The sequence below is a fragment of the Gilliamella sp. wkB72 genome (genome assembly GCF_001693745.1).
Classification (GTDB): domain Bacteria; phylum Pseudomonadota; class Gammaproteobacteria; order Enterobacterales; family Orbaceae; genus Gilliamella; species Gilliamella apicola_E.
The window spans coordinates 299432-308993 of sequence record NZ_LZEI01000009.1 but is presented as its reverse complement, the minus strand read 5'-3'; the positions used below and the strand labels follow the sequence as shown (position 1 = coordinate 308993).

Sequence of the window (9562 nt, the reverse complement as noted above, 5' to 3'; positions counted from 1 at the left end):
CAAAATAGGAGCGATTTTATTAATCACTTCAACTCTATTATCCCAATACTCTCCAATGAAAAAACATGTTTTAATAATATTAGATTTATTATATTGTTCGGCTCGCAATTTTTTCATTTCTGAATATGTAAAAGGAAGAAACTGGTTCAAATATGTAAAGCTATATTTCTTACAATCGTTAAAATCAAAACTATAAATTTTATCAAAATATGGTGTAATTTTACTTATATAATCTTCATTCTTTTTTAACCATTTTTTTTTATTTTTCATACTATCGTTTAATACATCAATAGTATCTCTTAACACCAAAACTCGATGGCATTTAACATCTTTAATTAAGTCTATAAATCCTGAAACACCAAAACCACTACATAATAAGATATCATCATATTTCAATTTTCTTAATTTTATAAATTGATGAAATTTTATAAACCAATGTCGAGGAAGGTTATTTTTATCAAGTTTTAAATTAATATTTCTAAAATGTTTCATTAATTTATTAAAAAGTACAACATCGTACTCGGACTTAAGGGTATTAACCATATATTTTTCATAGTCAGCATTCCATTCGGCAAAATAAATAGTCATACATTAATCCTTAATTGATTCAATTTTAGCTATACAAAGTTCAAGTTTTTCAACCATATCTGAACTAAAAATACCATATTGATTTAGTTTTTTCATGTCAAGAACAGAATATTTTGGTCTTTTTGCTTTGAATTGAAAAAATGAGGTTTTAACAGGAAAAACTTCCGGTATCTTATCCAATTTGCATTGATTTATAGCTATCGTTACTATTTGCTTGGCAAATGAATACCAAGACATAGATTTATTACCACAATAATGATAAATACCCCCTACAATATTTTTTTCGATAATACTAATGATCAACTCAGCTAGATCTCCTGCATAGGTTGGACATCCAATCTGATCATCTACTATAGATAATTCAGTATTCTGATTAACTAATTTTAAAATAGTTTTTACAAAATTATTTCCATATTCACTAAATACCCAAGATGTACGAATTATTATTGCAGATGAATCAACTCTCAAAACAGCAATTTCACCTTCTCGCTTTGTTTTACCATAGACATTGATAGGATTTGTCAAATCATCTTCTGTATAAGGGTATTTTTTTAAACCGTCGAAAACATAATCCGTTGAAATATGGATGAATTTAGCTCTATTTTTTTTTGCCGCTAAAGCCAAGTTTTCTGGACCAAAAACATTAACTTTATAAGCCAAATTGTATTCAGTTTCAGCATTATCAACAGCAGTATATGCAGCTGCATTCACAATTACATCTGGTTTATATTTAGCAATCCATTTTTCGACATTGGATCTATCGCTAATATCCAGTTCAAAATGATTTGCAGTAATCAATTGCCAATTATTAGGATATATATCGCAAAAGCACTGTCCTACTTGACCTTGAGCACCAGTTAACAAAACTTTCATTAGCTAGAATAACTCCATAAATGTTTTACCAAGTCTATCCTTATCAGATAATATTGGATTGTTAATTGGCCAATCGATATTAACGGTAGGATCATTCCATAATAAACATTTCTCAGATTTGGGATCATAATAATTAGTACATTTGTATTCAAAATCAGCAACATCAGATAAGACCAAAAAACCGTGAGCGAATCCAGGTGGAATCCAAAACTGTTTTTTGTTTTCTTCTGATAAATTAACGCCAACCCATTTACTATATGTAGGCGAACTTTTGCGGATATCAACAGCTACATCATAAACTTCTCCCCTCACAACTCTAACAAGTTTACCTTGAGGGTTTTCTGTTTGGAAATGAAGACCTCTTAATACACCTTTTTGTGAACGAGAATGGTTATCTTGAACAAAATTTAATTCATTAATTTCAAGGGTTTGTTGATAACGTTTTAATGCAAAAGTTTCTAAAAAAAATCCTCTTTCATCACCAAATACTTTAGGTTTAATTATTTTTACATCAGGAATATCCGTTGTAATTACTTCCATGAACTCTCCTTTTGCTCAATTAATTTAGCCAAATATTGTCCATATAATGTTTTACTAGAACTCACAGCTTCCTCTTTAACTTGTTCTGCTGTAAGCCAACCATTACGATATGCAATTTCTTCAAGACAGGCAACTTTTAATCCTTGTCGATTTTCTATGACTTGGACAAATGATGAAGCTTCAAGTAAACTGTCGTGTGTTCCTGTATCAAGCCAAGCAAATCCTCTACCAAGGATCTCAACATTCAATAATCCAGAATCTAAATACATTTGATTAAGTGTAGTTATTTCTAATTCTCCGCGGCTCGATGGCTTAACTTGTTTTGCCATCTCGACTACATTTTCATCATAAAAATAAAGTCCTGTCACAGCCCAATTTGATTTCGGTTTAATGGGTTTTTCTTCAATAGACAGTGCTTTGAAATTTATATCAAAATCTACAACCCCAAAACGTTCAGGATCTACGACTTGATAACCAAAAATAGTCGCTCCTACTTTGTTAGCTACAACTTTCTCTAACTTTTTACCAAAACTTTCACCAAAAAAAAGGTTGTCTCCCAAAATAAGAGCACAACGTTGTTTTTGAATAAACTCCTCACCTATAATAAATGCTTGAGCTAAACCTTCAGGTTTTGCTTGTACTGCATAACTTAGTTTAATTCCAAAGCGAGAACCATCACCTAATAATCGTTGAAACATAGGCATGTCATCCGGAGTTGTAATAATTAAAATATCACGAATCCCAGCTATCATTAATACTGATAATGGATAATAAATCATTGGTTTATCATAAATAGGTAATAACTGTTTAGATACACCTCGAGTTATAGGATAAAGACGGGTTCCTGAACCACCTGCAAGCACTATACCTTTCATAAATATTCCTATTTTTTGATTATCCCTTGTCGCGAACTTATATATGTACCATCTTTGATATGCTCACACCAACTTTTGTGATCTAGATACCATTGTACTGTTTTTCTCATTCCGCTTTTAAAAGTTTCTTGAGGTTGCCATCCTAAGTCTTTATATATTTTTGATGCATCAATTGCATATCGCTGATCATGCCCAGGTCTATCAGTTACATACGTGATTAGATCTTTATAGTGATTAACACCATTAGGTTTAATTTGCACTAACTCTTCAAGCAAGTCACAGATTATATTCACAACATCAATATTTTTTTGTTCATTGTGCCCACCAATATTATAGGTTTCACCTACAATGGCTTTAGTCGCAACTAAATAAAGTGCTCTAGCATGATCTTCAACATATAACCAATCCCTTACTTGCTGACCATTTCCATAAACAGGTAACGGTTTGCCTTCAATTGCATTAAGTATTGTTAGAGGAATTAGCTTTTCAGGAAAATGATACGGCCCATAGTTATTAGAGCAGTTCGTAATAATAGTAGGTAAACCAAATGTTCTATACCAAGCACGGACTAAATGATCACTTGAAGCTTTTGAAGCTGAATAAGGGCTACTTGGTGAATAAGGCGTTCTTTCAGTAAATAGATCATTGGTACCATGTAAGTCACCATATACTTCATCAGTAGAAATATGATGAAAACGAAAATCATTTTTTTTGTCTTTTTCTAAACTATGCCAATATGCTAAAGCTGATTCCAAAAGCGTGTATGTGCCAATTATATTTGTTTCAATAAATATTGATGGATTATCAATAGAACGGTCAACATGACTCTCAGCAGCTAAATGCATTATTATATCAGGCTTAAAATCATTCAAAATTTTGTCAATAGCTTTTCGATCGCAAATATCAACTTTCCTAAAATGAAAGCGATTATTTTTAGATACTTTTTCTAAAGATTCTAAATTTCCTGCATAAGTTAATTTATCAAGAACTAATACATCATGTTCTGTCTCTTCAATAATATAACGTACAACAGCAGAACCTATAAAACCAGCACCACCTGTAATAATCAATTTCATTATTCTATCCTTAAGATAATTATTTAATATTAGTAATATTCAGTTAAACTGTTTCTCTTAGCTTTAATCTTTCATAAACCTTAAGTACAATTCTTGTAAATTACTATTAGAAAGATCATCATTTGTATATTTTTTTACTTCTTTTCTGAGTAAAGATGACATTAAATTATACTCAACAGGATTAGCTACATATTTTTTAATGTCATTAACAATATTTTGTTTCATTTCATTCCAAGAAGAATATAAAGAATCTAATTTACAAATTTTTTTTGGAAAATATATTTCGTTATAAACGGCAAAAGATATTGATCCACTCAAAGCTGGTTCAATGAAATAACCATCGTATCCTTCCCCAAAGGTAATTGTAAACATTGCTTTAGATATTAGTTTTTTGTAATCTTCTAATTTCATTTTATTGACAGTGATAAATTGGAAATCTAATAATTCATTTTTCAGTAAAGTTACAATAGATTCTTTATATTCATTTATATCTGGCGATAAAACTATAATTTTCTCTTTTTCTTCATACGTGCTTAAATAAAAATCAGGTAAAAATGGAGTTAACAAATACATTGGGCAATTATATTTATTTTCTTTATTACAATACCTCTGGTGAGCAGCAGTAATTGTTAATTTATCACAACAAAGCAATCTTGCCTCTTCAATAAAGTGTATTGGCGGCATTAACTCATCAGACTGATTCAAAATATTTATTTGGAAATCGGGGATAGACCAAAGCCATAATTTTTCATCCTCTGTAAGATCACAAATAAAATCAGGTAAGAAACCTTCCGGAATATTTAATAATAATTTTTTTGGTTGTACCTTTTTTGCTAAAAATTTAAAAGATACAGGCATTATGGAGTAATCAAAATAGGGATTATCAATTATCGCATTATTTAATGGCAGTCCTGATTGTAAAACAGTTACATCTTTCATCATGGCAGATGCATGCTGAGTTAATCTATCAATAGATAACATTCCTCCCGATAACACCTCCCGCATTACATTGAAAAAAATCACAATATTACCATTATAATTTTCTAATGCTTTATTTAATCTATTATTTTGAATTTCTGAATAATTTTTAATATGACAAGGATAATATCCTCCATATGGAGGCCGTTCTTTAAGGGAAATTCGTAATTTGTTCCTATAAATGTTTTTTATTTTTTTTGGTAATTTAACAAAATCGTGAATAAACTTAGGAGTAAAATATTTAACTAAATTTTTATAAATTGTATTAGACTTTTTATTTTTTTTATAATTATTCCTAACAAAATGATAAAAATCTTGCATAAACATAGGAAATATGTATTTAATTATGTTTCTTAATTTAAAGGATTTTACATTTTTATTAATTTCCTTATTATTTATAATAACATTTCTTTCGTTTCTTATATTATATATATAAGGTAGGAAAGGAAAATCACAAAACTTATTAATAATATTTGATAATTTTTCCAAATTCTTTATTTGTCCAATATTGTCAACAAATATTCTGACTTTCAGTAAAGGAAAACCATTTTTGATCAGCATGAAAGCTTCATTCATATATGTTGTAGAGTATCGATAAACTCGTTCACAATAACTAGCAACTTTTAATTTATTTTCTAATAATAATAAATAAAAACCCCTTTCATAGCGTGCACAAACTTCTGCTCTGCTATTTAATACTTCAACTGAATTCAAAAAATTCTTAAATTTTTCAGTTTTGAAAAATGAAGATCGAATGCTTATAAAATAAGTTCCCAAACATAGTTCTTTAGTACGATTTTCATCTTTTTTCAGATAATCATAACTATCAAAAGTCTGTTCTGTGTTTGTTTCATCGGTAAACAGTAGCCCCCATACATCTATATTTTCTGAATCCATTTTTTGAAAAACTGGACCAAATGAATTAACACACATGCAACTATCATTAGCTAATATGAGTTCATCATATTTTTCAATTATTTCCCATCCTACATAATTTTTTGCTAACTCCGAATAAGAACCGAAATCATATTTATGATGATTTAAAATCCATCCAGATTTAATAAAAGGTGTAATTTTTAGTAATTCTTCTTGTGGTAAAATACCATCAGCTAAATAATATATATCAGCATAATTAGACAATTCTTTAATATAGTCTACAACATATTCTGATATTTTATTATTATAGTTATACCCAGCAAATAAACAGATACGTTTCACTGTGCTTCCTTTTATTTTCATTTATAAATGAACCAATTTATCAAATTAATATATTATTTTACTTATTTTAATGAGTACAATTAAATAAAACCATAATACATTAATGGAAAATTGAATTATTTCAATTTATTACACAATTCATCCAATTTTTCGTCAATATTTGTAGACATAAAATCTACGTACTTTTTTAATGATAGTAAAGGTTGCTCTTTTAATTTTTCCAACATAGTTTCAATATGCAACCAATTATCGTCGAAAAATTTTACTCTCATTGAATGCGCAAAGAGATCTTGAATTTTTGTCAATTGAACATTATGAATTATTGCAGCATTTTTATAGTTGGACATAGTCGTAATAGCTGCATGAAGAGATGAACCAATATAAAACCATGCCCCCATCAGCAAAGAACCCATTTCTTTTAATGATAAATAGTCAGGTAGTAAATAAATATTACTTGTAATAAAATTCATTAAATCATCAGTATCTTTGTATGATTTTATAGTTGGCAATAAAAGTATTTTACAATCATTATTAATAGCAAAGTTATTTAAGCTATTTCTTACTTTTTCAACTTCATGTTTTTGAATTGAAGTATGATTAATATTAAATATTACATATTTTTTATCTAAGAGAGAAAGGTTTAAATTGTGCTCTAAAATTTGCAAATATTTCTTATAATCAGAAAAATATCGATTAAATATCCAACCTATATCAGGAACCATATAAATTTTATTATCAGACGTTAATATATCTGTTTCCAGATTTTTTTTACTTAAAATCCCCCTAACACCTATATAATCTAATTTAATGAGATTATTAAGATTTATTTTGTGTTCATCATTGAAATAAAGTACTCCTACTGAGAACCATGCTTTAAAAGCAGGATAATCTAACCACTCAAAAAAGGTATCAGATACATTATTAGAAACAACTGAAGAATCGATATTTTTATACATTTGATGCCAAACAATTTCATCATATTTATGAATAACTTCACCCCCAACAACTATTATTGAGGTTGGTCTAAAATCGTCTAAGTTTTCTATAGAATACCCATAAAAAGTTTCCCCTTCAATAATAGTATTAGTAGGGGTAAAAAAACGTATCTTTGCATCAGGTAATCGTTTCAATATTTCTTGTCTGGCAATAAAAGGAAACAATGTATCGCCATAATTCCGTATATCTGCCACAGACATTAATGCGATTCGTATTTCTTGATGGGATTTAAATAAAATTTGCGTCATTTAATTACATTCTCCAATCCATTAATACATCAATACTATCTATATCAAAAACGGGGATACCTAATTTTTTCGACACATCCACTCTCTCTTTATAAGAATTATCTATAAAAATAGATTTATCAGGATTTATATATCTAAATTTATGTTCATCAGGATTTATTTTTATGATTTCATTAAATAAACCGACAGATATTGATAACTTTTCTAAAGTATTATAAATATCATTGATATGTTTTGTTATTAAATTAACTCTTATAGCTAAATTTTGACATTGATATAAAAACCACATAACCTTCAAATTAACACCATTATTCCAAGTGATTGTATCATCAAAATCAATGTAAACAACGTTATAGTCATAATTAATTTGGTATCTTGATATGAGAGCCCTATCCATTTTTATATCATAGTTGTTATTAATAATCGAAATATTTTCATACCCCATTAGAATATAAACACTTAATAAAGGAAGATTTACCCCTTTAGCTCTAGTTAAACACATTGTCCCTGCGCAACGAGTAGAAATTTCTAGTAACTTCCATTTATTACAAATATCTTTTTTAATTTGAAACCACCATAATCCTTTAAATGTTAAATTATCATTAATAATATTGGCTATTTTTTCAATTTCTGGTGTTAGCTTTTCATTCTGACCTGAAACGGTTACACCAGCCATTAATCTTTGTCTTGAACGAGGTGAAATAAACAATAATTTTCCATTCAAATCAGTTAAACAATCAACGGTGTATTCAATACCTGGCAAGTACTCACAAATTACATAATCGCTTAAATCTTGAGGTAATTCATTTACATTATTGATCAGACAAGTGCCAACGGCTCCTTGCCCTTGTTTTGGCTTTATAAAGATAGGGTATTTTTTAATTTCTTGAAAAACCTGTGGACAAAAATCATAATTTTTAAATAACTCATATGTCTTTTCTTTGTCACGACATATTGCAGCTGTTCTACTATCAGCCACAACAATTTTTGCATGAATCTTATCTTGATTAGCAGCAAAAAAATCTGCGACTGAATCATGTGTTGGAAATACTACATCTATTTTATTTGTAATTAATAATTCATTGAATTTATCAATAAAAACTGGTGAATTTATCATCGGTACATTGGATATATAGTTTTGAAAAACATATTTTCCATGACGTTCAACTGATGAAGCACCAAAAACTTGAATATTTACACATGACGACAGAGCATCGTGCAATTCAATTGCATTAATTTCACCAGCAGGAAATATTAAAACATTAATCTTAGCCAAAAATAACCTCCAAAATTATTTTCATATCTTGTTCGTTATAACGTTGATCTATTGGTAAAGGTAATAAATAATTTTGCAGATGCTTCTCATAAGAATTTAATGGATGCAATTTTTCAATATCTGGCCAATATTTAGCAACATAAATACGATTTTGAATTAACTTATCTCTAATTTTATTATTTTTTATAAAATAAGGATAAACCATAGGTACATCATTTTCAGACAAATCAAATATTAATTCATTTGAATTTCTCAAATATTTATCTAAAATTTTATAATTATCTATCCTCTTATATTTAATTTTTTGATAATTAATATTACTCATCAAAGCCTTAGTCAATTTCGACATTGATTTTATTGGTTGTTTTTTTAAACTTTCATCATTTGATTTAAAATATGGATAACCATTTTCCGCACCCTCATCCCAACGAATTAATAAATGGCTACAACGTTCATGAGAATGGTCTTCATCTAACGTTTCATCTAATTCCTTTTGGCAAAATAAAATTCCACCATCAGGTAATCCAAAAAATTTTCTAGGACTATAAAAGGCGGCTAAACTTTTGGAAGTAAAATAAAAAGCTTGAGAATTATCTACAATTAAATTAGGGTATATCTCATTTAATTTTGTCACATTATTTCCGCATATACCAAAATAATTAGTATAAAGAATATACTCATTAGATTGAAAAGATATGGTAGGTAAAAGCTGTTCGTTAAGATTGTAATATTCTAGAGTACAACCTTCCAATTTAATGGACTCAATCACTTCTACACAAGTATATGCAGGAACAAATAATTTTTTTATTTCAAACACCTTAATTATATATCTTAATGCATTTCGACCGGAATTTAATAATATTGCATTAGAATAATAAAAATTATTATTCATAC

8 protein-coding genes and 1 pseudogene are annotated in these 9562 nt (G+C 28.3%); all 9 read right to left on the bottom strand.

What is annotated here, in order from left to right; all coding sequences use genetic code 11:
* Positions 1-588: pseudogene (locus A9G07_RS05855) on the bottom strand (hypothetical protein); the annotation flags it as partial.
* Positions 589-591: 3 nt separating this feature from the next.
* On the bottom strand, positions 592-1461 hold the full coding sequence (rfbD, locus tag A9G07_RS05850) for a dTDP-4-dehydrorhamnose reductase (protein WP_065734395.1): 870 nt from the start codon (positions 1459-1461) through the stop codon (positions 592-594).
* Between the two features lie 3 nt (positions 1462-1464).
* Complete coding sequence (rfbC, locus tag A9G07_RS05845; protein WP_065734394.1) at positions 1465-2001, bottom strand: dTDP-4-dehydrorhamnose 3,5-epimerase; 537 nt, start codon at positions 1999-2001, stop codon at positions 1465-1467.
* Complete coding sequence (gene rfbA / locus A9G07_RS05840) at positions 1992-2876, bottom strand: glucose-1-phosphate thymidylyltransferase RfbA (protein WP_065734393.1); 885 nt, start codon at positions 2874-2876, stop codon at positions 1992-1994. The genes rfbC and rfbA overlap by 10 nt, the downstream gene beginning before the upstream one ends.
* An 8-nt stretch (positions 2877-2884) precedes the next feature.
* The gene (gene rfbB, locus A9G07_RS05835; protein WP_065734392.1) at positions 2885-3952 is read right to left on the bottom strand and encodes a dTDP-glucose 4,6-dehydratase; all 1068 of its coding nucleotides are present in this window, start codon (positions 3950-3952) and stop codon (positions 2885-2887) included.
* Positions 3953-4015: 63 nt separating this feature from the next.
* Complete coding sequence (locus A9G07_RS05830) at positions 4016-6148, bottom strand: rhamnan synthesis F family protein (RefSeq protein WP_065734391.1); 2133 nt, start codon at positions 6146-6148, stop codon at positions 4016-4018.
* A 116-nt stretch (positions 6149-6264) separates the two neighbouring features.
* Positions 6265-7392, bottom strand: coding sequence for a polysaccharide pyruvyl transferase family protein (locus tag A9G07_RS05825; RefSeq protein ID WP_065734390.1), 1128 nt, complete (start codon positions 7390-7392; stop codon positions 6265-6267).
* A gap of 4 nt (positions 7393-7396) precedes the next feature.
* On the bottom strand, positions 7397-8668 hold the full coding sequence (locus A9G07_RS05820; protein WP_065734389.1) for an ATP-grasp domain-containing protein: 1272 nt from the start codon (positions 8666-8668) through the stop codon (positions 7397-7399).
* Entirely contained in the window at positions 8661-9560 is a 900-nt protein-coding gene (locus tag A9G07_RS05815; RefSeq protein WP_141677479.1) for a hypothetical protein, read from the bottom strand. The genes A9G07_RS05820 and A9G07_RS05815 overlap by 8 nt, the downstream gene beginning before the upstream one ends.
* Between the last annotated feature and the right edge of the window lie 2 nt (positions 9561-9562).

What these genes read in the sequence shown, in the direction of transcription:
- rfbC (WP_065734394.1), bottom strand. Translation starts at nt 2,001, where the DNA reads ATGGAAGTAATTACAACGGATATTCCTGATGTAAAAATAATTAAACCT.
- A9G07_RS05815 (WP_141677479.1), bottom strand. Translation starts at nt 9,560, where the DNA reads ATGAATAATAATTTTTATTATTCTAATGCAATATTATTAAATTCCGGT.
- A9G07_RS05825 (WP_065734390.1), bottom strand. Translation starts at nt 7,392, where the DNA reads ATGACGCAAATTTTATTTAAATCCCATCAAGAAATACGAATCGCATTA.
- rfbA (WP_065734393.1), bottom strand. Translation starts at nt 2,876, where the DNA reads ATGAAAGGTATAGTGCTTGCAGGTGGTTCAGGAACCCGTCTTTATCCT.
- rfbB (WP_065734392.1), bottom strand. Translation starts at nt 3,952, where the DNA reads ATGAAATTGATTATTACAGGTGGTGCTGGTTTTATAGGTTCTGCTGTT.
- rfbD (WP_065734395.1), bottom strand. Translation starts at nt 1,461, where the DNA reads ATGAAAGTTTTGTTAACTGGTGCTCAAGGTCAAGTAGGACAGTGCTTT.